A 23268-nucleotide genomic window follows, 5' to 3' on the forward strand; every position below is an offset into this window, starting at 1 on the left:
CAGCACGGTCAGCAGCACCAGCCGCACGATTCCGGTGCTGAAGAACATGCGCACGCCTTCGAGATCCAGGATGCCGAGCGTGATCAGGTCGCCGGTATGCGCGCGGTCGTGGAAGCTGAAGCCCAGACGCTGCAGCTTGTCGTAGCAGGCGAGACGCAGCTCGTAGCCGATATGGTGCCCGACCGCTTCCCCGAAATAGTTCTGCAGCATGGTGAAGAGGCCGCGGAGGACGCTGATGGCGAACAACACAACTGCGGTCGTCATCAGCGCCGTCTGTGCCTCCGTCGCCGAGTCGGCTGCCGCCGTCAGCACGCCGCGCGCCTGGTCGACGGCCTGGCCGAGGAGACGGGGAATGAACAGCTGCAGCGTCGCGGCGATGAAGGTCGATCCGATGGCGATGCCGACCTGCCAGGGATGGCGCAACGTCATGCGGCTGATGCGAAGGAGTGTCCCGACTCCGCGGCCCCAATGGGCTGCCGCAATATGGAGGCGTGAATCGTCGCGCCTTCGCGCGCTCGCGATCGAGTCGGTAGACACGGGGTATTCCAATGCTTCCGGGCGCACTGCCCGTGGAAAGCCGTGGCTCGGTCGGGCAGTCGTTCTTTAAGCCATAACGCGCCTTTTTGGCGGCGAGTTCAAGCCCGGTGGCGCATATCTGCAGGAGGTCGTCCAGTTCGGCCAATGCTCGCGGATTCCGCCTACCGGACCGTGTCCCGCCGGCACGCCGGAGCGGCAGCGGATCGCCCCGGGCGGCAATCACCGCACCTCAAGCGATCTTGGGGCCTTGAAGGGCTGCATCCACGGCGGTGCCGAACCGCTCCACGATCTCATCGATCTCATCGGCGGTCGAGATGAAGGGCGGCGCGATCAGCACGTGGTCGCCGCGCCGCCCGTCGATCGTCCCGCCCATCGGATAGACCATCAGGCCGTGGTCCATCGCCGCCTGCTTGACCCGCACATGGAGCTTCATCGCCGGATCGAACGGCTCCTTGGTGCCGCGGTCGGCGACCAGCTCGATCGCCTGGAACAGGCCGCGGCCGCGGACATCGCCGACATGGTGGTGGTTGCCGAAGCGCTCGTTCAGGCGCCGCGCCAGATGCGTGCCCATCTGCCGGACATTCGCCAGCAGGTTGTCGCGGCGGATCACCTCTTGCACGGCCAGGCCGGCTGCGGCCGCCATCGGATGGCCCATATAGGTGTGGCCGTGCTGGAAGAAGCCCGAGCCGCCGGCGAAGGCCTCGAAGATCCGGTCCGACAGCAGCACTGCGCCGATCGGCTGGTAGCCGCCGCCGAGCCCTTTGGCGATCACCATCAGGTCCGGGGCGACGCCGTCCTGCTCGCAGGCATGCAGCGTGCCGGTACGGCCCATGCCGCACATCACCTCGTCGAGGATCAGCAGCACGCCGTGGCGGTCGCAGATGGCGCGGATCCGCTTCAGGTAATCCGCCACCGGCGGCACGGCACCGGCGGTGGCGCCGACCACCGTCTCTGCGACGAAGGCGATGACCTCGTCACCGCCGAGTTCCAGGATCTTGTCCTCCAGCGCCTGCGCGGCCCGCGCCGCGTAGTCGGCGTCGGACTCCCCGGGCTGCTGGAAGCGATAGGCGAAGCACGGGTCGATGTGGTGAGTCTCGATCAGCAGCGGCTTGAACTGGCTGCGCCGCCATTCATTGCCGCCGGCGGCGAGGGCGCCGAGCGTGTTGCCGTGATAGCTCTGCCGGCGCGCGATCACGTGGCGGCGCTGCGGCTGGCCCGCCTCGACGAAATATTGCCGCGCCATCTTCAGCGCCGCCTCGACGGCCTCGGACCCGCCGCTGACGAAATAGACATGGCCGATGCCCGGCGGCGCGTCGGCGACCAGCCGGTCGGCCAGTTGCTCCGCCACCTCGGTGGTGAAGAAGCCCGTATGGGCGTAGGCGAGCTTGTCGAGCTGGGCGTGCAGCGCGGCGATCACGTCCGGATGGCCGTGGCCGAGGCAGGAGACGGCCGCGCCGCCGGACGCGTCGATATAGCGGCGGCCTTCGCCGTCGAACAGCTCGATGCCCTTGCCGCCGATGGCGACGGGGAGCTTGCCCTTGATGGATCGGTGGAGGATGCGGGTCATGGCATCGGCCGTGCCTAGATGTGGGTGGAAAGGGCCTTGAACTGGCGTTCCATCGCCCGCACGGCGGCGAGGGCCTCGTCGCCGGCGGTGGCTGCGAGGATGGCCGCCAGCGCCTCGGCGACCGCGAAGGCCGGCGCCATGGTGTGGAAGAAGGACGGGCTTTCGGTCGGCACGATGATGGTGGCGCGCGCCCGGGCCACCAGCGGCGACACCACGCTGTCGGTGATCGCGACGATGTCGAGCCCGCGCGCCAGCGCATAATCCGTCAGTTCGACCGCGGCGCGGGTGTACGGCTTCACGCTGACGGTGAGCAGGGCATCGCCCGGCCCGGCCTCCCGCAAGGCGTCCGGCCCGGTTCCGCCCGGCCCGTCGAGCAGGCGGACCGCACCGCCGGCAAGCCCGTACACATAGGCGAAATGGCAGGCCACCGTGTAGCTGGAGCGGTAGCCGAGCGCATGGACGCGCCCGGCCGCGGCGAGCACCGCGGCGGCCCTGGCCATATCCTCGATCACCGCCGGCCGGCACAGCGCCGCCAGGTGACGCTCCAGCGTCTCCATCAGGTCGAAGGCCAGGGCGCCGTCGCCGCCCTGCCGGCGGCGTTCGACCAGGGCGCCCGCCTTGTCGGAGAACTCCGTCTCCCCCCGCCGCAGGCTCTCGGCGTGGAACGCGCGGAGATCCTCATAGCCGTCGAGCCCCATGCGCTGCGCCAGCCGCGTCATCGACGCCGGTGTCACGCCGGCCCGGCGTGCTTGCTCCCGCATCGTCAGCAGCGCCACGTCGCGCGGATTGTCGAGCACCCATTGCGCCGCGGCGCGCAGCTGGCGCGGCATCGCCTGATAGGCCTCCAGGAGGCGCGAACGGAAGGCGGGTTCGGACATGGAGCGGAATTTACGCCCGCCGCCTCATGGCCGCAATGAACATTACAAAATCTTGGAAATGAGTGTAATGTTTCACCTAACAGGCCAAAACGCAGGGAGAGCTCGATGAACCGTCATCCGCATCTTCATCTCGGCACCGCGCTGACGCTGGCAACGCTGGCCTTCGTCGCATCGCCGGCGATGGCCGAGGACCCGATCGCCATCGGCTGGGTCGGGCCGCTGTCCCCGCCCGGCAACTACTCCGGCGGCCAGGAGATGCAATGGGCCGTCCAGCTCGAGGTCGACCAGATCAACAAGGCCGGCGGCGTGCTGGGCCGGCAGATCGCGGTCACCTACGAGGACACCAAGGGCCAGCCGGCGGAGGGCAGCGCCGCGGCCGTGCGCCTGATCACCAAGGACAACGTCTCGGCGATCATCGGCGAGTTCCACTCCTCGGTCGCCCTCGCCGAGATCGAGGAGGCGCACAAATACGGCGTGCCCTGGGTCGGCACGGATGTCTGGGCCGACGCCATCACCGCCAAGCAGTATCCGGAGGTGTTCCGCCTCGCGCCCGCCAATTCGCTGGTCTACGTCAAGGCCGCCGACTGGACGGTCGAGCAGGGCTATAAGAACATCGCCATCGTCGCCGAGAACACCGATTTCGGGCAGGGCGGAGCCCAGGTCATCGCCGGTGAGCTGAAGGCCAAAGGCGTCCCCTACACGATGGCGACGGTCGACCTGAACCAGCAGGACTTCACCCCGGCGCTGCTGCGCCTGATGAGCCAGAGCCCGCGGCCCGACGTGATCCAGATGGTGATCGCCGGCCAGGCGCAGTACCAGCTGGTCAAGCAGGCCTGCCAGCTGGGCCTGGCGCCGACCGCGGAGACGGCCCTGATCGGCTCGTCCGGCCTGCTGCAAAAGGAGGTGTGGGAGGTCGTCGGCCCCTGCGCCAAGAACCTGCTGATCGTCAACGTCGCGCAGCCGAAATCGCAGTGGAACGACAAGGCGAAGGACTTCGTCAAGGCGTTCACCGAGCGCTACAACCGGGCACCCACCGGGGTCGCCCTGGAGGCCTACGACACGCTCGGCGTCGTCCTCGAAGCGATCAAGAAGGCCGGCTCCGCCGACCGTGCCGCCATCACCAAGGCGCTGGAAGAGATCAAGTACGAGGGCGTGAACGCCACCTATACCTTCCCGACGGACAAGGCGCCGGACTGGGCGTACCACCAGTTCAAGGATGTCCCGTTCACCATCATCCAGTACACCGAAGAGAACCAGTCGCCGGAAGACGCCGCCATCGTCTATCCGAAGAAGTGGGCCACGGCGGACAAGATCCTGCCCGGCAAGTGATGCAGAGGCCGGCGGCCCGATGCTGCCGGCCCTCCTTTCGCCGGATCCGTCCCCTAGACCTGCGGCTACGCCCGGACCATGAGCTATTTCCTCCTCCTCGCCGTCAACGGCCTGGTCATCGGCCTGATCTTCGCCCTCGTGGCGTCGGGGCTGACGCTGGTCTTCTCCGTGCTGAAGGTCGTCAATTTCGGCCACGGCTCGCTCTACATGCTCGGCGGCTACGCGTCCTACTACCTGATCTCGGCGCTGGGCCTGCCGTCGCTGGCCGGAGTGGCCGGGGCCATGATCGCCCTCTTCCTGTTCGGCGTCGTCTTCGAGCGGCTTGTCATCGCGCCGATGTACACCGACAAGGTGGAGCGCAAGGACGAGTACGCGATCATCGTCACCTTCGGGCTGACCATCCTGCTGAGCAATCTCGGCCTGGTGGTATTCGGGCCGTTCGCCAAGTCGCCGCCGTCCTTCATGGCCGGCGTGCTGATCGTCGGGCCGCTGATCCTGCCCTATGACCGGCTCATCGCGGCGATCGTCGCGGTCGTCCTGCTCGCCGGCCTCACCGTCTTCCTCAAGCGCACCGCGCTGGGCCAGGCGCTCGACGCCGTCAGCCAGAGCCGGGAGTCGGCGGCCGTGATCGGCATCGACCCGCGCCGGATGTACACCGTCGCCTTCGGCCTGGGCTCGGCGCTGGCCGGCGGCGCCGGGGCGCTGATCGCCCCGATCTTCGCGCTGTCGCCGTCGATGGGCGACCTGCCGGCGGTGCAGGCCTTCATCATCATCGTGCTCGGCGGCATGGGATCGGTCGGCGGCAGCATCGCCGGCGGCATCCTGCTCGGCCTCGTCCAGGGGCTCGGCGTCGGCTACCTGCCCGACCCGAACCGGGCGCTGGCCTATACCCAGGCCTTCGGTGCGCTGCTGCTCGTCGTCACCCTGCTCCTCCGGCCGACCGGGCTGTTCGGGCGGTCGCATCTGCGGCTGGAATAGGAGCAGGCCGATGCTGCGACCCTCCTTCACCCAGGGAAGCCAGGCCGTGCTCCTCGCGATCGCCCTGATCGTGCCGCTGCTGGCCGGCCCCTACTGGATCCATGTCGGCGCCATTGCCTGGTACTACGCGCTGCTGGCCGCGAGCTGGGCCTTGCTGGCCGGCTATGCCGGGCAGTTCTCCTTCGCCCATGTCGCCTTCGCCGCGCTCGGCGGCTACGCCTCGGCGCTCTGCGCCGGGCAGCTGGGGCTCTCGCTGCCGCTCGCGATCCTGGCCGCGATCCTGCTGGCCGCGGTGGTCGGCGCGCTGATCGGCGCCCTCGTGCTGCGGCTGTCCGGGCCCTATCTCGCCTTGTTCACGCTGGCGATCTCCGAGATCTTCCGGCTGGTGCTGGTGGCCGAGGAGGACGTCACCCGCGGCATGCAGGGCCTGCCGGTCCCCGGCCTGTTCCCGGGCCGGTCGGACATGCCCTACTACTATCTCGGCCTCGCCCTCGTCGTCCTGGCGGTCGGCGCCATGAACGCCCTCCTCGCCACGCGGGTCGGGCTGTTCCTGCGCGCCATCCGCGAGGACGAAGGCGCCGCCCGCGCCAGCGGTGTCGACACCACGCGATACAAGATCCTGGTCTTCGTCGTCACCAGCGTCATCGCCGCCATCGCCGGCATCTATTACGGCCATTTCATCGGCATCCTGACCCCAAACATCGCCATCCTGCCGGAGATGGGGCTGGTCATCGCCATGGCCGTGATCGGCGGCATCGAGAGCCTGACGGGGGCCGTGATCGGCGCCGCGGTGGTGTTCCTGCTCTCGGAATCGCTGCGCTCCTACGGCGAGTGGCGGTTCGTGCTGATGGGGCTGGCGCTGATCCTGGTGCAGCGTTTCGCGCAGAACGGCCTGTTCCCGGCGCTGGAGCAGCTGGCACGCCGCCGGCCGCAGTCGCGCCCGGTGGCATCGGCGATGGGAGAGCCCGGCGATGGCTGAGAATGGCGCGCCCTTCTTCTCCGTCGGCGATCTGTCCAAGCAGTTCGGCGGCATCCACGCCGTCGAGGGCCTGTCCTTCGGGCTCGGGCGGGGCGAGATCGTCGGGCTGATCGGGCCGAACGGCTCCGGCAAGACGACGACCATCAACATGGTGACCGGGGCACTGAAGCCGAACGGTGGCTCGATCCGCGTCGGGGACCACGACATGGCCGGCGCGCCGGCGCATCGCTTCGCCCAGCGCGGCGTCGCCCGGACCTTCCAGGTGCCGCGGCTGTTCCGCCGCATGACGGTGATGGAGAACCTGATCGTGCCGGCGCTGTCCGACCCCGGCGAGCGGCGGCCGGCGGCGGAGGAGCGGGCGCACGGCGTGCTGCAGTTCCTGAAGCTCGGTCACCTGGCGGACCAGTACGCGCGGGCGCTGTCGGGCGGCCAGCAGAAGCTGCTGGAGCTCGGCCGCGCGCTGATGCTGAAGCCGCGGCTGCTGCTGCTGGACGAGCCCTTCGCCGGCGTCCACCCGCGGCTGCTGGAGCAGATCATCGACCATATCAAGGCCCTCAACCGCGACGGCCACACCATCGTCGTGGTCGATCACAATCTGGAGGCCATCCAATCGGTCGTGACCCGGGTCATGGTCATGGCGCGCGGCCGCAAGATCGCCGATGGCGGTGTCGCCGAGGTGCTGCGCAACCCCGACGTCGTCCGCGCCTATACCGGCACGCGGGCCCAGCGATGAGCGGCACGATGGCAGACGCCCCCCTCCCTGCCCCGCGCTGGCACGATGCGCCGGCGCTGCTGGCCTGCGAGAACCTCGTCACCGGATACACGCGCGACATCGACATCCTGCGGGACATCTCGGCCAAGGCCTGGGCGGGACGCATCTCCTGCGTCGTCGGGCCGAACGGGACCGGCAAATCCACCCTGCTCAAGGCCCTGTTCGGGTTCCTGAAGCCGCGCGCCGGCCGGGTGCTGATGAATGGCGGCGAGATCACCGCCAGCCCGCCCTTCCGCATGCTCGGCCTCGGCCTGGCCTATCTGCCCCAGCGGCCGAGCCTGTTTCCGTACCTCACCGTCGAATCCAACCTCAAGCTCGGCCTCTGGCACGCCCGGCCGAAGAAGGCCGTCCTGGCCGAGCGGCTGGAGCGGGCCTATGAGCGCTTCCCGGTCGTCCGCGAGAAGCGCAGCCAGCCGGCGGGACAGCTGTCCGGCGGCCAGCAGCGGCAGGTCGAGATCGCCCGCAGCCTGATGGCCGAGCCGTCCGTCTACCTGATCGACGAGCCGACGGCCGGCGTGGACCCGCAGACCAGCGAGACCATCTACGAGATCGTGCGCGACCTCGCCCATGGCCTGGGCAAGGCCGTGCTGCTGGTCGACCAGGACATCCGCGCCGCTCTGGCCATCACGGACTATGTCTATGTGGTCAAGACCGGGGCGGTGTTCTCCGAAGGCGCGCGCGAGGATTTCGGCAGCGACACCGATGCGCTGGTCGCGCGCTGGCTCTACGCCAGCGGCGAATGACGTCCGTCAGTCTCTACGGTTCCCCGAACCCTGCAGGAGGCTCGAACAGGCCGCCGCGCGCGACCTCGAGCGCGCGGCCGATCCGCAGCGCCATGGCGTCGTCGAAGCGGCGCGCCACGATCTGCAGCGATGCGGGCAGGCCGCCGGCGAGGCCGACCGGCACGCTCAACGCCGCCATGTCCATCAGGTTCACCATGCGCGTGAAGGTGCCGAGCGGAGTCTTGGTCTCGTCGATCCCGTCCAGCGGCGGAGCGAGGATCGGCGCCGTCGGCGTCAGCAGCGCGTCGGCGCCGTCGAGATAGCGGTGCAGCTCGATCTGCGCCGCCCTCCGCGCCACGAGAAGCTCCTGATAGCGCGCGCCGTCGATCGTCCGGCCGCGAAGGATCCGCGCCCTGACTGCCGGATGGACCACGCTGGTCTCCGGCTCGACATGCTCGCGCAGATGGTGCCAGGACTCCGCCGCCATCATGTCGCCGGTCGTGGCCATGTACTCCTCGGGCCGGCGCGGCATCGGCCGCTCCTCGACCTCGGCGCCGAGGGTCGCGAGCTGCTCGACCGCCGCCCGGAACAGGCGGAGCACGTCGGTCTCGACCGGGCCGAGGTCGCGCTCCGACGGGACCCGCAGATGCAGGCCGGCGACACCGTCGCCGAGACGGCGCAGCGGGTCCGGTCCCGCGACCCCGAAGGTGGCGGGGTCGTCCGGGTCCCGGCCCTGCAGGGCGGACAGCAGCAGCGCCGCATCCTCGACCGAGCGGGTGAGCGGGCCGACGCTGTCGAAGGAGGTGGCCAGCGGCAGCAGCCCGCCCCGCCCGATCAGGCCAACGGAGGTCTTCAGCCCGACGACGCCGCACATGGCGGCGGGGTTGCGCACCGACCCGCCCGTATCGGCGCCGAGCGCGGCGGGCACGAGACCGGCCGCCACCGCCACCCCGGACCCGCTGGAGGAGCCGCCGGGGGCCCGCGGGACGGCCCGGTCGCGCGGGTTCAGCGGCGTCCCCAGCACCGGGTTCGTGCCCCAGCCGCCGAAGGCGAATTCGACGGTGTGGACCTTGCCGAGCGGGATCATCCCCGCCGCGCACAGGCGCCGCACGGCATTCGCGGTCGTGACGGCGGGCGTCGCGGGGAGGGCCTTCGATCCGGCTGCGGTCGGATGGCCTTCGATGTGGAAGAGATCCTTCACCGCGAACGGGATGCCGTCGAGCGGGCCGAGCGGAACGCCGCGGGCTCTACGGTGATCGGCGGCCTCGGCGGCCGCCAGCGCCGTATCGGCAAAGATCTCCACGAAGGCGTGCAGCGCCGGCTCATGCGCGGCGGCCCGGTCGAGCGCGCGCCGGATGATGGCGGCCGATGTCGTGCCGCCCTGCCGAAGCGCCGCGGACAGCTCGGCCGCGGTGGCGAATGGCGATGGTGTCCCTGCTGCGTCGGTCATGATGCCCCCGGTGCTCCCTTTGCGGTGACCATAGGCTGGGCGCGCCGACGAGACAAAGATCGAGGTGAAGCATGACGGCGGATCCCTTGCTCATCATGGTCGCGCCGAACGGCGCGCGGCGCACCAAGGCGGATCATGCGGCGCTGCCGATGACGGCCGCGGAGCTGGCCGACACCGCCGCGGCCTGCCTCGCCGCCGGCGCCGGAGCCATGCATATCCATGTGCGCGACGACACCGGCGCGCATGTGCTCGATGCGCGCCGCTACGCAGACGCGATCACCGCGATCCAGGACCGCACGGACGGCAGGATGCTGGTCCAGATCACCACGGAGGCGGTCGGCCGCTATTTGCCATCGGAGCAGATGGAGCTGGTGCGCACGCTGCGCCCCGCCGCCGTTTCGGTAGGGCTGCGCGAGATTCTCGACGACGGGGACGCGGCGGCATCGGCCTTCTTCTCCTGGGCGGCCGGCGAAGGCATCGCCGTCCAGCACATCCTCTACGACCGGGCCGATCTCGACCGGTTCGCCGAGCTGCATCGCCGGGGCTGCCTTGGAGACGTCGCGCAACCACGGATCCTCTTCGTCCTCGGCCGCTATGCGCCGGATCAGGAAAGCCGGCCGGAGGACCTCGATGTGTTCCTCGACGGCCTCGAACACCACCGGCTCGGCGCCGTATGGTCGGTCTGCGCCTTCGGCCGCGGCGAGACCTCGGCCCTGGCCGCGGCGGTTGCCCGGGGCGGCCATGTCCGCGTGGGGTTCGAGAACTCGCTTTGGCACGCGGACGGCCGGATGGCCCGCGATAATGCCGAACGAGTCGCTGCCATCGCCAGCATCGCCGCCATGACGGGCCGACGGCTCGCGTCAGCGGATCAAGCTCGCACAATTCTCGGAACTTCGTGATTTTGCCGGAATCCGCTCCGGTTGGGCCGATCGCGCAACGTCGAGGCTCGGATCGAGCCTGTCGCCCGGCGCTCGCGGCGGCGACAGGCAAGCGCGCGGGCCAGAGCGCGCCCATCCTCCGGTGTCCAGGCCTCCCGACGCCTGGCGAACACGGCCCGCTCCAGCCGCGCGTAGCGGGACGCGAGATCCGCGTGAGCGTGGAACAGAGACGCGAGGCTGGCACGGCCCGGCAAGCGAGAGAGCCAGAAATGCAGCAGCCGGTGGGGTCCGGCCGCATCCCCCTGCCCGGCAGACTCGACGACGGCGTCGCGGACCTCGCTCCCGGCCGCTTCACTTCTGGAACGGGAAGACGGTGCCCCAATCCCGCTTCATATCGACCACCAGCCAGCCGCGCAGCGGCGCCTGGTGGAGCGCCTGGTCGAGCTTGCCAACCGGGGATAGCCGGTCATAGGCCCATTCGCGCTCGGCGTCCGTGTGGTGAACGATCAGGGCGAAGCGCGGCCCGTCTGTCATGGTGGTCCACTGCAGCATCTGCAGGTCACCGTCGGAGTTGCCGGCGGCGAAGACCGGCCGCCGCCCGATGAAGCGATTGATGCCGACCGGCTTTCCCGGGCCATCGTCGACGAATTCGACCGCCGGCAGCTTCAGGATGACCGACCGGTCTCCATCGAGAGTGAAGGACGTCTTGCCGCTGGACCCCACGACCTGCTCGGGCGGGATGCCGTAGACCTGTTCGACCCAGGGCCGCATGAACTCGATACCGCCTCCAGAGACGATGAAGGTCTTGAAGCCATTGGCGCGGAGGTAGGCCAGGAGCTCGATCATCGGCTGGTAGACGAGCTCGTTGTACGGCCGGTCGAAGCGCGGATGACGCGCCTCCCTCATCCATTGCGACACGGTATCGCTGAACTGGTCGACCGTCATGCCGGCATGGGTCGCCGTGATGATCTCGAGCAGGCCCTGCTCTCCAAGCTTCGCTAAGGCGGCCCGGTCGTTCTCCAGCACCGCCTTGAAGGGCTGCGTGGTCCGCCATCCGGCGTGCTTGTCCGCCTGCGCCCGGACCTCGTCCATGGCGAAGGCGATCTGGAAATACATGGGCTGCTCAGCCCACAGCGTGCCGTCATTGTCGAAGGTCGCGATCCGCTCTTCAACCGGCACGAAGTCCGGCCCGCCTGGCGTGGTCACGCGCGTCACAAAGTCGACGATCGCCCGTTTCGCCGCCCCATCGTTCCATGAGGGCAGCGGATCTTTTGCGAGAGCGCTCATCGTGAACGCGAAGAACAGGATCACTGCGTTCCGCAGCGTCGACAGCAATCGGCGGCGTGGTTGTGAACTGCCTTCAAACACCAGCCGAATGCTTCGCCAAGAGACGATCGCCATTCGTGCTCTCCTGTGACGAAAACCGACCTCGTGTGGCCGCAGCAGGAGGCTTCGAGCCGAGCCTACCCCCGGCAGCCGCCCCGTAGTCGGGCGGCTGCCGGGGGTTGGATGTTATTGACCGCCACTCTGCAACTGCTGCTGGATCATCCGGTTCAAGGCGCCGCGAACCTTATCGAGATCGAGATTCTCCTGGAAGGCCTGCCGCCGCTTGATGGCGTCCAACGTCGATTCCATGATGTTGGCCGGGTTGAAGCTCGGCGGGAACGAGCGCGGCGGGAAATCCTTGAACGTCGCCACGAACTGGAACACCTCGTCCATCATCCCGTAGGCCGCGCCGACATGATTGAGGTTCCAGTCCCAATAGGTGTTGGAGGTGATGTCGGCCCGCTCGAACGGATCCTGGAACAGGTTGAAGATCTTCTGCAGCCGCAGCGTCGTGAACGGCTCGGCCCAGAGGCCCAAGGTGCCCTGCATGCGCTGCTCCGAGAACACGTATTTGTAGTCGCCCTGCCGCATGCCGACGAGCAGCCCGTCGTCGTCGGAGTAGAAGAACTTATCGCGGGCGCTCTTCACGTCATTGTTGGCCGTCGCCGTGCCGCGGACCGTGCGCAGGAACTGCGACTGGTCGTAGCCGTCGAGATGCACCTTGTACTCGATGCCGTTTGCCCTGTAGCCCTGCTTCAGCTTCTCCACGATGTCCGGCTCGCCGGCGATCGAGCAGAGCGTCGGGACCCAGTCATTGTGACTCATCAGCTCGTTGGTCACTGTGCCCGGTTGGATCACGCCCGGCCAGCGCACGAAGCAGGGCACGCGGAAGGCACCCTCCCAGTTGGTATTCTTCTCCGAGCGGAACCAGGTCATGGCGCCGTCCGGCCAGGTGTTCATATGCGGACCGTTGTCGGTCGTGTAGATGACGATGGTGTTGTTCGCGATGCCCATGTCATCCAAGGCCTTGAGGATGGAGCCGACCGTATCGTCGTGTTCCATCATGCCGTCGATATATTCGCTGTCGCCATGCGTGTAGCGACCGCGATGCGAGGCGCGGACGTGCGTGCGCAGATGCATGCGGGTCGAGTTGAACCAGCAGAAGAACGGCTTGCCCGCCGCCTGCTGCCGGGTCATGAAGTCGATGGCTGCGGCCGAGGTCTCGTCGTCGATTGTCTCCATGCGCTTCTTGGTCAGCGCGCCGGTGTCCTCGATGGTCTGCTTGCCGATCCTGCCGAAGCGCGGCTGTTCCGTCGGGTCGTCGACGTCGGTCGCCTTGCATCGCAGCACGCCGCGCGGTCCGAACCTGGCAAGGTACGTGGGATCCTTCGGATAATCCGGCAGCTCCGGCTCTTCCTCGGCATTGAGGTGGTAGAGGTTGCCGAAGAACTCGTCGAAGCCATTCACCGTCGGCAGCGTCTCGTTGCGGTCGCCGACATGGTTCTTACCGAACTGCCCGGTGGCATAGCCAAGATTCTTGAGCAGGCCGCCGATCGAGGGATCCAGCTGACTCATGCCCATCGGCGCGCCGGGGTAGCCCACCTTGGTCAAACCTGTGCGAAGGCCGTGCTGGCCTGTGAGGAACGCCGCGCGGCCCGCGGTGCAGGATTGCTCGCCATAGTAGTGCTGGAACTTGAGGCCCTCGCGGGCGATGCGGTCGATGTTCGGCGTCTCGTAGCCCATCAGGCCGCTCGAATAGGCGCTGATGTTGGCAATGCCGATATCGTCGCCGAAGATCACGAGAATGTTCGGCTTGCCGCCCGCAGCCGGCTGGGCGACGGGTGCCGCGGTCTGTGCCGCCGCCGGGGACGCGGGCGACCCGATCCCCATCGCCGCGGCCGCCGCCGCGAACGCCGTTCCTGACAGCAGCCGGCGCCGGCTGACGGTGGACTCGGACTCGGCCTCCGGGGCTGCGTCCTGCGGTGAGTCGATATCCTGCATCAGAATGCCTCCTCTTTACGCTTGCGATGAAACGGGGGCGCCGCCGCCGCGCACCACGCAGCGGAAGCCGATATGGCTCATCGAGGTGTCGACCGGCTGGGCGTGCCGCGCCGCCGGCCGATAGCGCCGGCAGTAGTTCGGCGCGCAGAGATGGGACCCGCCCTTGACCACGCGCCGCGGGATCCGGATCTGCGGCTGGGCCGGATCCAGGCTGTCCTGCTCCGCCGCGCCGCGCGGGTTCTGCGCGACACAGCAGGCCTTGCCGGCGGCCGGCGGGTGCCGGCTGGACCAGAAGTCGGCGGTCCACTCCCAGACATTGCCGATCATGTCGTGGAGGCCGTAGCCATTGGCCGGAAAGGCCCGCACCGGCGAGGTCCGGGGATAGCCGTCGAGGTTCAGGTTCTCGTGCGGGAACCGGCCCTGCCAGGTGTTGGCCATATGCCGGCCGCCGGGCGTGAATTCGTCGCCCCAGGCGAATTCGGCGCCGTCCAACCCGCCGCGGGCCGCGAACTCCCACTCCGCCTCCGTCGGCACCGCCTTGCCCGCCCAGGCGGCGTAGGCAAGGACGTCCTGATAGGCGACCTGGACCACGGGATGGTCGTCCAGCCCGTCGATGCCGCTGCCGGGGCCGTAGGGGTGGCGCCAGTCGGCGCCGAAGCGGAAGTCCCACCATTGCGGCGGGCCGCGCAGGTCGACCGGCCGGGCGGGCGGCGCGAAGACTACGGATCCCGCCTTCAGCATGTGCGGCTGGGCGCCGGGATAGTCCTTCGGATCGGGCGGGATCTCCGCCCAGGTCACATAGCCCGTCGCCTCGACGAAGGCGCGGAACTGGGCGTTGGTGATGGGCGTCTCATCGATCCAGAACCCATCGACGCGGACGCGATGGACCGGAGCTTCTTCGGGATAGTGCCGGTCCGAACCCATGGCGAACTCGCCGTCCGGGATCCAGACCATGCCCGGACGAGTCTGGGGATTGGCGGCCTGTTCGGCGGATACGGTACCGGGACAGCAGCATTCGGACATCGTTTCCGCCTCAATCCGCATGCGACGCGTCGATGCTGAGCGGCAGCGAGAGCGTGAGCAGCGCTGAGGTCCCCTCCAGTCGGTTTTCCGCCGCGAATTCCCGATAGACCTTCAGCCGCGCGGTCACCGGCGTGGTGCCGAGGGTGAAGTTGTAGGCGACGGACCCGCCGAGGGCGGTGACCTGCCCCTCGAAATCCCCCAGCGTCGCCCCCGACCCGCCGTCCCCGGTGACCTGCTGGTAGTGGTAGCCGACGAGGCCGAGCGAGAATTCGCCGAAGCTCTTGGTCGCGGCCCATTCGAGGTGGAACTCGGTGCCGGTCCAGTAATCTGTCTCGGGGTTCTCGCCGTTGAAGGTGAAGCCGGCCGCGGCGGACAGGTCGATGCCGGTCTCCGGGTCCAGCCAGGTGAAGGTCCCGGTGAGATCGCCGGCCCAACGGTGGAAGGCGACGTTGCTGAGCGCATCCTTGCGGTAGTCGCCGACCGGAATGTTCAGCATCGCCACCGCCTGCCAGTGGAACTTGCCGGCGTTCCAACCCAGGAAGCCGGACAGCAGCGGGTCGCCGATGGCGCTGGTCTCGTCGCTGATGAAGCCCCTGTTTCGGCCGAAGACCGGGGAATCGATGGTCGTCCCCGCCGCGGCGTAGGTGCGGCCGAGCGGCCAGGTGAAGGTCATGCCGAATTGGCCGCCCAGCACCTGCGCCGGCGTCACCCAGATTACCGAGGGGGCGTCGAGCTGGGCCTCGCCGTCGACATTGGCGGCCAGGGTTCCGCCCAGGAGCAGACGGCGCCCGCCGCCGACGCTGGCGTCATAGAGATAGATGTCGTTCTCGACATAGACGCCCGGGGGCGGGGTGACGCCGGCGAGCGGGCCACGGAAGCCGAGCAGGTAGATGCCGGTGGCATTCTCCGCGGCAGCCGCCGCGCCGGCCGCCAGGCCGATCATCGCGCCGGAGATCAGGGCCACGCCCAGGCGGGCCGTCATGCGTCGGAGCATCGGAGACATCCTCCGGTCGTCGATGGCTTGAACGAGGGCATCGGCCTCACCGCCCAATCGGGAATTGCAGGTTGAGGCCGGCGAAGATCTGGAAGCTGGGCTGGCCGTCGCCCTGATGCGCGACCGTCAGCTGCGGCTCGACGAACAGGTTCAGCGTGGCGCCGCTGTCGGTGACCCAGACCTTGCCGCCGCCCAGCCCGACCGGGATGTAGTAGTCGTCGTTGTCGAAGTTGAAGTTCCAGGTCGCGGTCGACCGCAGATAGAAGCCCTCCGGCAGGTTGTAGGTGACGATCGGCTGGAAGGTGAGGAGGCTGACCTCGGCCCTGTCGTCGTCACCGGCGAAGGATTGCTGGTAGGTCGCCAGGGCGCCCAGCAGCGCATCGGGCATCGGCATGACGATCACCGCCGCCGCGCCGGCCTGCCACTTTCCGGCCCCGGTCTCCTTCCGGCCGGCCGTCGGTGCGACCAGCATCGGGCCGCCGCCGAAAGCCATGTGCCCGGCCGGGAACAGCAGCAGGTCCATCAGCGTCAGGTCGCCGAGTCCGCTGGAACTACCATCCGGCAGGGCCGGCGCCCAGGCCACCGGCAGGGTCGCCCGCAGCAGCTGCCCCTGGCCGAAGAGCTTCAGCGGAACCAGCCCCCGCAACAGGAACTGGTCGGCCGTCTGGCCCGGCAGCCCAAACAGATCGGTCGTGTAGTAGTTCTGAAGATTGACCGTGATCTTCGGCGTCAGCGGGTTGTTCGCCTCGGTCACTGCGCTACGGGCGGCCTCCTGCCCCAGGACGCTGCCGGGCATGGCGGCCGCGAGAACGGCTGCCGCCACGGGTTCGGCCAGACGTGTGGTCCTCACCAGCTGTCTCTCCTGCTCGCGAGCCGGAGGTGGGATATCCTGCGCCCCACCTCCGCCGGTATCGGGATGTCGCCTGCCGGACGGGCGCGTTACTTCAGCGTCACCACGACGGCGTCGCCGCCGAGGCTAAGCATCAGGCCGGTGCGCTTGGCCTTGAGATGCATGACCACGCCCTTGTCATTCTTGAGCCAGAGGTCGCCGCCGCTCTCCTCGCCGATGGCGAAGCCATAGCGGCCCTGGGCATAGGCGCCCTCGAAATCGTCGACCTTCTTGAGGTCGTAGACCTCGCCCGTGGCGTCGATCGTGGAGACGCCGATGCCGCCGATGCCGAGGCCGGAAACGGTGAACGGATAGCTCCGCCCCTGGAACCGGAGGGTGCCGTCGCCGGTGTTGCCGCTGCCGATGAAGGCGGCCTGGACCTGGTGCATCTGCACGGTTCCGGACGGCGTGCGGTTCTGCACCGATCCGGAGTCGCCGCCACTGCTGCTGCCACCGCCCTGGTTCGAGCACGCCGCCAACGCCAGGACCGCCGCCGCCAGGATGATCCGCCCGCCCCTGTCCTTGAAGGAATTGAGATTCATTCCGTTTCTCCTTGTCTTATCGGCGTCTTAAAAATCCGCTCAGCGGCGCCGGTGCAGGCCAATGCCGCCGAAGCGCCCACTTCCAAAGGACCGGTTGACCCGCATCTGTCCCAGGCCGCGGGCCCCGCGCTGGGCGTCCAGATCGGAAAAGCCGCGGTTGTCGCGTTGCACCGGCTGCCAGCCGCCGGAGCCGTGCTGCTGCCAGCCGCCATCGGTGTACCGGTACACATTGCCGTCATGGCCGGCATAGACATCGCCGTTGCGCCAGGCGACGCCGGACTGGGTGCGCGGATTGACGATCGCGCCCTGGCGCTGGACCGAACGGTCCCCGGTCCGGACGTTGCCGGTCACCGTCCGCTCCGCCGCGCCGATCCGGCCGGTCTGCGCGTTGGCCCCGGCGACCTGGCGGCCGGCCTGGTAGTCGCCGGTGGCCACATTGCCTGTGATGCCGGCGCGGCCCGCCCCGGCGATGCCGGTCGACGGATTGGCGAAGGAGCCCTGCCGCCCCGCCGCGAAGCCGCCGGTATTCCAGTTGAAGGCGCCGGCCCGCCCGGCCTGGCCATGGGCGCCGGTGAAGGGGTCGAAGCCAGCGACATGGCTGCCCCCCCAGCCCGTGCCGGTCCAGCCGTTCCAGCCGCTGGCATGGGTGACGGCGCCGCGCCCCCAGCGGCCGTAGACGTTCACCTGGTTGACGTCGACCCGGTTCCAGTTGACGTAGCCGCCCTCGTACCCCCAGTAGGGTCCCCAATAGGGCGAGGCGGCGCCCCAGATCGCCGCGGCGGCGAACCCGAAGGCGAAGCCTTCGACCGTGCCGAGGGCGAAGCCGGCGCCGTAGCCATAGGTCGCCGGATACCCGTACCAGGCGTCGCCGGAGACATAGGCGGGATAGGTATAGCCGGTGCCGTAAACCACCGTTCCCGCGGGATCGACGACCACGCCGAGATAGCCCGGCGTATAACCGACCACGACCGTCCGCGGTGTCGCGGAATAGATCCGGACATAAGTGACGTAGTGCAGCGGGGAGGAGGCCGGGATGGTGTAGATCACCGCCGGCACCGCATCCGCGACGCGCCACGGGCCGGCCGGCGCCGCCGCGACGAACCACACACCCTTCGACACGGCGTAGTAGTGCTCCGCATCCACCTCGATCACCGGCACCGGCGTGTTGACGGCGTAGGACAGCGGCGTGCCGTCGATCGGCCGGAACTCCGGCGCGCCGCCGGCATAGGAGACCCGGAGGCTGGCGGCGCGGCGGGAGACCGTGGCGGTCTGCGGGATCGAGGCGGCGATCGCCGCCTCCTTCGCCTGCGGCGTTCCGGCCACCGAGACCAGGACATCGGCCTTCGGGTCGTCGGGCGAGATCTTCGCGAAATCGGCCGGCAGCGAGTCCGACGGCACGAACCGCCACGGGCCGTCCACGCCCGGCGCCTGGAACCAGCGGCCCGACACCAGGAGATAGGTCGCGTTGCTGGTGGGATCGACGAAGACGGCATGGTCGGCATTGGCCATGGTCAGGAGCCCGACGCCGGCGACCGGCACCAGCTGCGGCGGACCGCCGGTGAGCACCAGCTCCGTCGGCCCGGTCGCGACCAGCAGCGCCGGGGGCGTCGCCGGTGCCTTGCCGTCCTCCGGCAGCAGCGGATCGGGCGCCGCCACCTTGCCCGCAGCCGTGGCGGCCGACCGCAGCGCCGCCGGGGGCGCCTGGATCACCGCCCAGGGGCCTTCCAGCGACGGCGACTGGTACCAGGATCCCGCCGCCTGGATGTGGAAGCCGGCACTGTCCTGCAGGATCAGCGCGCGGCTGTTCACCACCCGCTGGAAGCCGGATGCCCCCGATACCGGGCGCAGCACCGGATCGCCGTCGATCGGGACCAGCACAGTCGGGGCGGCGGCGAAGACGATCCGCGGCGGATCGTTCTTCACCGGCACGCCCTGCTGCTTCTCGATCTCCTGCTGGGCGGCGTAGCTGGTCTGGAGGTGGTCGAGCGCGACGGTCATGCCGCCCGCGGGCAGCTGCGCCTCCAGCGTTCGCTTCGCCGCCGGCGCCTCGTCGGGCGCGGTCGGCACCTCGACCTTGTCGATGGCGATGCCGTGCAGCCGGACGAGGCCTGCCGTCTTATCGATATCGGTGTCGGCGCTGAACTCGGCGACGCCGTAGGTCGGGCTGTCGCCGGTGCCGATCGCGATCGCGGCCCGGCCGGACAGGTGGTCACCCGTCCAGCTCTCGATCTGGGGTTGATAGACCTCGAGACGCTTGCTGCCGGAACCGAAATCGCGCGGCCAGGACAGCTCCGTAACCTGCTCTTCCCCTGCCTGTTCCTGGGCAACAGCGACTGCTGACGCTGCGATGCAGCACGCGGCCGCTATCGTAAAAACGGTTCCAAGCCAAACTCTTTGCATGGCGCCCCTCTAAAGCCGATGGGACGAGGGTCACTCATTGATCAGGAATCGAAAAATTCATCTTGCGATTCGCATTATTCTGTACAGAAAATCTGCAGACACTCAATGTGTTTTGAGTCCAATAACCCGGACATATATTCATATTTTTGTATGCATCCATTATATGACTAACTACCTATCTGTAATAGTGGCACATTAATTTTGGTTAAAATTTTAGTTTTCGAACTTATTGAGATTATAACTTATTGATTCTGTTCACTCTTGTAACAAATTCGGAGGATCCGGAAATTGTATGAAGAATAAGATGGTTATCATCTATATGCGCCTCATTCTACACGAAGAGGCTACTTTGAGCCCGTGGTGAGGCAGAAGGCATCCGGCAGCTCAGGCGCGGCGCGCCTGATGGAGTGCCATGAATGCGGTCTGCGGCATGCCGTGCCGGCGCTGGCCGACGGCACCGCCGCGCGCTGCATCCGCTGCGGCGCGACCTTGCACCGCTTCCGCGCCAGTTCGCTGGACCATGCCTTCGCCTTTGCCTGCACCGGGCTGGTGCTGTTCCTGATGGCGAACTTCCTGCCTTTCATCTCGATGGAGATCTCGGGCCGAACGCAGACCGCCAGCCTGGTCACCGGCGTCTTCGCGCTTTACCGGCAGGGGCTGTGGGAGCTGGCCGGGGTGGTGGCGCTGACCATGTTCGTGGCGCCGCTGCTGCGGCTGGGCACCCTGTTCCTGGTGCTGGGCGGCCTGCGTCTCAGGCACCCGCCGCGCTGGCTGCCACAGCTTTACCGTTGGGCTGACCTGCTCGGCCCCTGGGCGATGATCGAGGTCTACATGCTCGGCGTCTTCGTCGCCTATGTGAAGCTGATCGACCTCGCCACCATCGTCGTCGGTCCCGGCCTCTACTCCGTCGGCGGGCTGATGCTGGCGATCATCGCCGCGGGCACCTCGCTCGACACCGAGACGGTGTGGCGGGAATTCGAGCGCCGCGGCCTGGTGCCGTCCCTGCCGCCGGCCGATCCGCGCCGGCCCACCGCCCTGTGTCATGGCTGCGGCCTGGTCTCGAAGCTGCCGCCCGGCGGCCATGGGGAATGCCCGCGCTGCGGCGCCGCGCTGCACCGCCGCCGGCCGGAGAGCCTGACCCGCACCTGGGCGCTGGTGGTCACCGCGATCATCCTCTACATCCCGGCCAACCTGCTCCCGGTCATGACGGTGATCTCGCTGGGCAGCGGGGCGCCGGACACGATCATGAGCGGGGTGATCGAGCTGGCCGATTCCGGCATGTGGCCGCTGGCGGCGCTGGTGTTCTTCGCCTCGATCACCGTGCCGGTGCTAAAACTGATCGGCCTAATCTATCTGCTGGTCACGACCCAGCGCGGCAAGACGGGACACCTGCGCAACCGCACCGTGATCTACCGCATCGTCGAGGCGGTCGGCCGCTGGTCGATGATCGACATCTTCATGATCTCGATTCTGGTGGCGCTGGTCCAGCTCGGCCAGCTGGCGACGATCGAGCCGGGGGTCGGGGCCGTGTGCTTTGCCGGGGTGGTGATCATCACCATGATCGCGGCGATGACCTTCGACCCGCGCCTGATTTGGGACGCGGCGGGAGAGAACCATGGCTGAAGCCCCGCACGACACCACCGCGCCGGTGCCGCCTGCGCCGCGCCTCGACCGCAAGCGCCGCCTGTCGCCGATCTGGCTGGTGCCGATCGTGGCGGCGCTGGTCGGCGTCTACCTCGCCTGGATCACCCTGTCCGAGAAGGGGCCGACCATCACCATCACCTTCCAGACCGCGGACGGGCTGGAAGCCGGAAAGACCCTGATCAAGCATAAGGAGGTGGTGTTCGGCACGGTCAAGAGCCTCGCCTTGTCCGAGGATCTGGGCCATGTCGAGGTCACCGCCGAGATGACCAGGGAGGCAGCGCCGCATCTGCGCCAGGGCACCCGGTTCTGGGTGGTGCGGCCGCGCCTCTCCGCCAGCGGCGGGCTGACCGGCTTTTCCACCATCGTCTCCGGCGCCTATATCGAGCTCGACCCCGGACAGGGCGCCAGCGAGCGGAGCTACACCGGGCTGGAGGATCCGCCGGTGGTGCGGGCGGACATGCCCGGCACCGAATACGTGCTGACCGCCGACCGGATCGGCTCGATCGGCGCCGGGTCGCCGATCTATTTCCGCGACGTCCAGGTCGGCCAGGTGATGGGCTTCGACTCCTCGAACCTTGAGGCCGGAGTGAAGATTCATGCCTTCATCCGCGCCCCCTATGATCGCCAGGTCTATGCCGGCACCCGGTTCTGGAACGCCGCGGGAATCTCGCTGACCACCGGGCCGCAGGGCTTCCGGCTGCAGATCGAATCGCTGCAGGCGGTGCTGGCCGGAGGCATCGCCTTCGACACCCCGGCCACGGCCCGGACCGGAGAACCGGCGAAGGGCGGCACCAGCTTCGCGCTCTACAAGGACCAGGCCAGCGTGCAGGAGTCGGAGTACACGATCCGCCTGCCCTATCTCGTCTACTTCGACGGGTCGGTCGGCGGCCTGGCGCCGGGAGCCTCGGTCGAATGGCACGGCCTCAAGATCGGCCAGGTCACCGATGTCCGGCTGCAATACGACGCCGCCGCGGGCCGGGCCCGGATCCCGGTGACGATCGAGATCGAGCCGCAGCGGATCGAGCTGGTCGGCACCGACCAGAGCTTCGGCAGCGGCGCCAATGTCGCGGCCCTGGTCCGGCGCGGGCTGCGGGCACAGCTGAAGACCGGCAACCTGATCACCGGCCAGATGGTGGTCACCTTCGACATCGATCCGGATGCGCCGCCGGCGGAGCTGGGCACGGGCGACCGCTATCCGGTGATCCCGAGCGTGCCGGGGCAGCTCGACAGCGCCATGCGCTCGGTCAACGGCATCCTCGACAAGGTCTCGGCCCTGCCGCTGGACCGGCTGATCGAGCAGGCCAACGCGACGCTGAAATCCTTCGAGACGCTGGCCGCGGCCCCGGAGATCACCGAATCCCTGCGCTCGCTCTCCGGCGCCCTGGCCTCGACCCAGCAGCTTCTCGCCCAGGCGAACACCGATCTCGGCCCCGTGGTTCAGAAGCTGCCGCCGCTTCTCACCACCGCCCAGCAGGCCGTGCAGCGGCTGAGCGGCACGCTCGGCTCGATCAACCAGGGCTACGGCGCGGAGTCGACCTTCAAGCGCGACCTCACCCGGCTGATGAGCCAGGTCGACGACACGCTGCGCTCGGTCCGCGTCCTGACCGACTATCTCGAGCAGCACCCCGAGGCGCTGATCCGAGGCAAGACCGAAGGGTTCAACTGATGATGCTGTCGCGCCGCGCCGTCCTCGCCGTCCTGCTGGCCGGGACGGCCGCCTGCTCCTCGCCGCCGCCCAAGGTCTATACCCTGACGGCGGCGCCGGGTGCGGCAACCGGCGGCCGGCCGGTGACGGCCTCGGTGGCCATGGTCGACATCCCGAAATATCTCGACCGGCCGCAGATCGTCCGCCGCTCGGGCGCGGTCGAGCTTGGCGTCGACGAGTTCGAGCGCTGGGGCGAGCCGCTGGCGAACATGGTGCAGCGGGTGCTGGCCGACGACCTGGCCGCGCGCCTGCCGGCGGGCTCGATCGTCACCACCAGCCGGACGCTGTCCGGCGATGAGGCCGTCACCATCGAGCTCGCGCTCGGCCGCTTCGATCCAGATCCCGACGGCACCGTCGTGCTGGAGGCGCAATGGCGCGTGCTGCGCAAGGCCGGCGGCCGGCCGAAGACCGAGACCGCCCGAATCACCCGCCACCCCGCCGACGACAGCACCGGCGCCGAGATCCGGGCCATGAGCGATGCCCTGGGCGAACTCGCCGACCGCATCGCCCGCCGGATGACGTGAGCGTGGGTGGGGCTGATGAGGCATGCGGCCAATCCATGGAACACGGGATCGTGGCCCGCATCCTCAAGGCGCTGCATCTGCCGCTGTAGCTGCGGCTCCAGTATCATCGCCCGACCCAGAGTACATCATT

General features: G+C 68.6%; 20 protein-coding genes. 9 read left to right on the plus strand and 11 right to left on the minus strand.

Features of this window, described 5'->3' with window-relative positions:
* From ABDW35_RS03235 to ABDW35_RS03245, 3 genes are all read right to left on the minus strand, one after another.
* Positions 1 to 429 (minus strand): ABC transporter transmembrane domain-containing protein (locus ABDW35_RS03235; RefSeq protein WP_343712406.1); only part of this gene is annotated, 429 nt, incomplete at its 3' end.
* A gap of 337 nt (positions 430 to 766) precedes the next feature.
* Complete coding sequence (locus tag ABDW35_RS03240) at positions 767 to 2104, minus strand: aspartate aminotransferase family protein (RefSeq protein WP_343712407.1); 1338 nt, start codon at positions 2102 to 2104, stop codon at positions 767 to 769.
* Between the two features lie 14 nt (positions 2105 to 2118).
* Complete coding sequence (locus ABDW35_RS03245) at positions 2119 to 2982, minus strand: MurR/RpiR family transcriptional regulator (RefSeq protein WP_343712408.1); 864 nt, start codon at positions 2980 to 2982, stop codon at positions 2119 to 2121.
* Positions 2983 to 3087: 105 nt separating this feature from the next.
* Between ABDW35_RS03245 and ABDW35_RS03250 the strand changes: the two genes are divergently transcribed.
* The 5 genes from ABDW35_RS03250 to ABDW35_RS03270 all read left to right on the plus strand — a co-directional run bounded on the left by ABDW35_RS03250 (position 3088) and on the right by ABDW35_RS03270 (position 7783).
* A complete protein-coding gene (locus ABDW35_RS03250) occupies positions 3088 to 4311 on the plus strand; it encodes an ABC transporter substrate-binding protein (RefSeq protein WP_343712409.1) in 1224 nt (407 codons plus the stop codon).
* A gap of 78 nt (positions 4312 to 4389) precedes the next feature.
* Positions 4390 to 5289 carry a branched-chain amino acid ABC transporter permease gene (locus ABDW35_RS03255; protein WP_343712410.1) on the plus strand — a complete coding sequence of 300 codons (900 nt, stop codon included), beginning with the start codon at positions 4390 to 4392 and terminating at the stop codon, positions 5287 to 5289.
* Positions 5290 to 5299: 10 nt separating this feature from the next.
* Positions 5300 to 6268, plus strand: a complete 969-nt coding sequence (locus tag ABDW35_RS03260) for a branched-chain amino acid ABC transporter permease (protein ID WP_343712411.1) — start codon at positions 5300 to 5302, stop codon at positions 6266 to 6268.
* The gene (locus ABDW35_RS03265; RefSeq protein ID WP_343712412.1) at positions 6261 to 7001 is read left to right on the plus strand and encodes an ABC transporter ATP-binding protein; all 741 of its coding nucleotides are present in this window, start codon (positions 6261 to 6263) and stop codon (positions 6999 to 7001) included. The genes ABDW35_RS03260 and ABDW35_RS03265 overlap by 8 nt, the downstream gene beginning before the upstream one ends.
* Before the next feature lie 8 nt (positions 7002 to 7009).
* Positions 7010 to 7783: an ABC transporter ATP-binding protein gene (locus ABDW35_RS03270; protein ID WP_343712413.1), complete on the plus strand. Its 774-nt coding sequence runs from the start codon at positions 7010 to 7012 to the stop codon at positions 7781 to 7783.
* 13 nt (positions 7784 to 7796) lie between these two features.
* Here ABDW35_RS03270 and ABDW35_RS03275 read toward each other — a convergent pair whose 3' ends face one another.
* A complete protein-coding gene (locus ABDW35_RS03275; protein ID WP_343712414.1) occupies positions 7797 to 9212 on the minus strand; it encodes an amidase in 1416 nt (471 codons plus the stop codon).
* 71 nt (positions 9213 to 9283) lie between these two features.
* Here ABDW35_RS03275 and ABDW35_RS03280 point away from each other — a divergent pair, with 71 nt between their 5' ends.
* Positions 9284 to 10111 (plus strand): 3-keto-5-aminohexanoate cleavage protein, encoded by an 828-nt coding sequence (locus ABDW35_RS03280; protein ID WP_343712415.1) that lies wholly within the window; start codon positions 9284 to 9286, stop codon positions 10109 to 10111.
* Positions 10112 to 10441: 330 nt separating this feature from the next.
* Here the strand turns inward: ABDW35_RS03280 and ABDW35_RS03285 are convergent, their stop codons facing one another.
* The 7 genes from ABDW35_RS03285 to ABDW35_RS03315 form a co-directional block, all read right to left on the minus strand.
* Complete coding sequence (locus ABDW35_RS03285) at positions 10442 to 11491, minus strand: HAD family hydrolase (RefSeq protein WP_343712416.1); 1050 nt, start codon at positions 11489 to 11491, stop codon at positions 10442 to 10444.
* A 111-nt stretch (positions 11492 to 11602) separates the two neighbouring features.
* Positions 11603 to 13417: an arylsulfatase gene (locus ABDW35_RS03290; RefSeq protein WP_343712417.1), complete on the minus strand. Its 1815-nt coding sequence runs from the start codon at positions 13415 to 13417 to the stop codon at positions 11603 to 11605.
* A 15-nt stretch (positions 13418 to 13432) separates the two neighbouring features.
* The gene (locus ABDW35_RS03295; RefSeq protein WP_343712418.1) at positions 13433 to 14371 is read right to left on the minus strand and encodes a formylglycine-generating enzyme family protein; all 939 of its coding nucleotides are present in this window, start codon (positions 14369 to 14371) and stop codon (positions 13433 to 13435) included.
* Between the two features lie 79 nt (positions 14372 to 14450).
* Positions 14451 to 15434, minus strand: a complete 984-nt coding sequence (locus ABDW35_RS03300) for a transporter (RefSeq protein WP_343712419.1) — start codon at positions 15432 to 15434, stop codon at positions 14451 to 14453.
* Positions 15435 to 15480: 46 nt separating this feature from the next.
* Complete coding sequence (locus tag ABDW35_RS03305; protein WP_343712420.1) at positions 15481 to 16284, minus strand: hypothetical protein; 804 nt, start codon at positions 16282 to 16284, stop codon at positions 15481 to 15483.
* A gap of 89 nt (positions 16285 to 16373) precedes the next feature.
* Entirely contained in the window at positions 16374 to 16865 is a 492-nt protein-coding gene (locus ABDW35_RS03310; RefSeq protein WP_343712421.1) for a hypothetical protein, read from the minus strand.
* A 39-nt stretch (positions 16866 to 16904) separates the two neighbouring features.
* The gene (locus tag ABDW35_RS03315) at positions 16905 to 19265 is read right to left on the minus strand and encodes a hypothetical protein (protein WP_343712422.1); all 2361 of its coding nucleotides are present in this window, start codon (positions 19263 to 19265) and stop codon (positions 16905 to 16907) included.
* Positions 19266 to 19625: 360 nt separating this feature from the next.
* Between ABDW35_RS03315 and ABDW35_RS03320 the strand changes: the two genes are divergently transcribed.
* The 3 genes from ABDW35_RS03320 to ABDW35_RS03330 are packed head-to-tail and all read left to right on the plus strand — an operon-like array spanning position 19626 to position 23138.
* Complete coding sequence (locus tag ABDW35_RS03320; RefSeq protein WP_343712423.1) at positions 19626 to 20888, plus strand: paraquat-inducible protein A; 1263 nt, start codon at positions 19626 to 19628, stop codon at positions 20886 to 20888.
* A complete protein-coding gene (locus ABDW35_RS03325; protein ID WP_343712424.1) occupies positions 20881 to 22575 on the plus strand; it encodes an MlaD family protein in 1695 nt (564 codons plus the stop codon). Before ABDW35_RS03320 ends, ABDW35_RS03325 begins: the two co-directional genes overlap by 8 nt.
* Complete coding sequence (locus ABDW35_RS03330; protein WP_343712425.1) at positions 22575 to 23138, plus strand: PqiC family protein; 564 nt, start codon at positions 22575 to 22577, stop codon at positions 23136 to 23138. The genes ABDW35_RS03325 and ABDW35_RS03330 overlap by 1 nt, the downstream gene beginning before the upstream one ends.
* The last annotated feature ends 130 nt before the right edge of the window (positions 23139 to 23268 follow it).

Origin of the sequence: Inquilinus sp. (assembly GCF_039594555.1) — a bacterium.
Taxonomy (GTDB): Bacteria; Pseudomonadota; Alphaproteobacteria; order DSM-16000; family Inquilinaceae; genus Inquilinus.

Coding starts and splice junctions, on each gene's coding strand:
- ABDW35_RS03240 (WP_343712407.1), bottom strand. CDS start 2,104: ATGACCCGCATCCTCCACCGATCCATCAAGGGCAAGCTCCCCGTCGCC.
- ABDW35_RS03245 (WP_343712408.1), bottom strand. CDS start 2,982: ATGTCCGAACCCGCCTTCCGTTCGCGCCTCCTGGAGGCCTATCAGGCG.
- ABDW35_RS03250 (WP_343712409.1), top strand. CDS start 3,088: ATGAACCGTCATCCGCATCTTCATCTCGGCACCGCGCTGACGCTGGCA.
- ABDW35_RS03255 (WP_343712410.1), top strand. CDS start 4,390: ATGAGCTATTTCCTCCTCCTCGCCGTCAACGGCCTGGTCATCGGCCTG.
- ABDW35_RS03260 (WP_343712411.1), top strand. CDS start 5,300: ATGCTGCGACCCTCCTTCACCCAGGGAAGCCAGGCCGTGCTCCTCGCG.
- ABDW35_RS03265 (WP_343712412.1), top strand. CDS start 6,261: ATGGCTGAGAATGGCGCGCCCTTCTTCTCCGTCGGCGATCTGTCCAAG.
- ABDW35_RS03270 (WP_343712413.1), top strand. CDS start 7,010: ATGGCAGACGCCCCCCTCCCTGCCCCGCGCTGGCACGATGCGCCGGCG.
- ABDW35_RS03275 (WP_343712414.1), bottom strand. CDS start 9,212: ATGACCGACGCAGCAGGGACACCATCGCCATTCGCCACCGCGGCCGAG.
- ABDW35_RS03280 (WP_343712415.1), top strand. CDS start 9,284: ATGACGGCGGATCCCTTGCTCATCATGGTCGCGCCGAACGGCGCGCGG.
- ABDW35_RS03285 (WP_343712416.1), bottom strand. CDS start 11,491: ATGGCGATCGTCTCTTGGCGAAGCATTCGGCTGGTGTTTGAAGGCAGT.
- ABDW35_RS03290 (WP_343712417.1), bottom strand. CDS start 13,417: ATGCAGGATATCGACTCACCGCAGGACGCAGCCCCGGAGGCCGAGTCC.
- ABDW35_RS03295 (WP_343712418.1), bottom strand. CDS start 14,371: ATGGTCTGGATCCCGGACGGCGAGTTCGCCATGGGTTCGGACCGGCAC.
- ABDW35_RS03300 (WP_343712419.1), bottom strand. CDS start 15,434: ATGCTCCGACGCATGACGGCCCGCCTGGGCGTGGCCCTGATCTCCGGC.
- ABDW35_RS03310 (WP_343712421.1), bottom strand. CDS start 16,865: ATGAATCTCAATTCCTTCAAGGACAGGGGCGGGCGGATCATCCTGGCG.
- ABDW35_RS03315 (WP_343712422.1), bottom strand. CDS start 19,265: ATGCAAAGAGTTTGGCTTGGAACCGTTTTTACGATAGCGGCCGCGTGC.
- ABDW35_RS03325 (WP_343712424.1), top strand. CDS start 20,881: ATGGCTGAAGCCCCGCACGACACCACCGCGCCGGTGCCGCCTGCGCCG.
- ABDW35_RS03330 (WP_343712425.1), top strand. CDS start 22,575: ATGATGCTGTCGCGCCGCGCCGTCCTCGCCGTCCTGCTGGCCGGGACG.